General features: G+C 38.4%; 1 pseudogene. It reads right to left on the reverse strand.

The window, feature by feature from the left end:
- Positions 1–526: 526 nt before the first annotated feature.
- Positions 527–623: pseudogene (locus KGF70_RS17035) on the reverse strand (IS30 family transposase); the annotation flags it as partial.

Here is a 623-nt window from a genome sequence, read left to right on the forward strand (position 1 = left end):
TCAAACAGCAACATCAACGAGAGTGTCTGGAAGACGCTCATTGACTGTGAAACCTTCCTGAAGATTATTCAATGTTCCCATGGGCCTCACCTCACAAGGGAAAAGACAGCCACCACCCTTAAAACATTCTAAGCTTTATAGTGAATCGATTATCCGACGGGATAGTTGATTCGCTATATTAGTTTTGTTCTAAACTTTAAATAGTGGTGAAACTATATGCCGTAAGAAGTTTAGACGCTTGACGTCGTCCTTAAAACAGGCAGTTTTACTTAGTAGTTAGTATTCTCTTCGAAGAATGTCGACACTTGATGTCCAGTTTAGAAAATTAGAAATAATTACCTTAGTAAATACGTTCCAACCACTAACAGCTATTTAGGAGGGTTTAAAAATGAGCATTGTCTTTGGCATAGATGTAAGTAGTCGTGATTCCAGTGTTTGTGTACTTCAGAGTGGCGTCACACGAGAATATAAGATCACTAACGATATTATCGGCTTTAAAACTCTATTGATAGGGTAGATTGCAAATTTAATCCGAATTTTTGGACAAATTTGTCAGCATCACCTGATACGGTGTTTGCCAGTCGAGTATTTTTAGCGGTCGCTGGTTAATTTGGAGTAACGTC

Source organism: Lactiplantibacillus sp. 7.2.4, from assembly GCF_018991185.1.
GTDB lineage: Bacteria > Bacillota > Bacilli > Lactobacillales > Lactobacillaceae > Lactiplantibacillus > Lactiplantibacillus pentosus.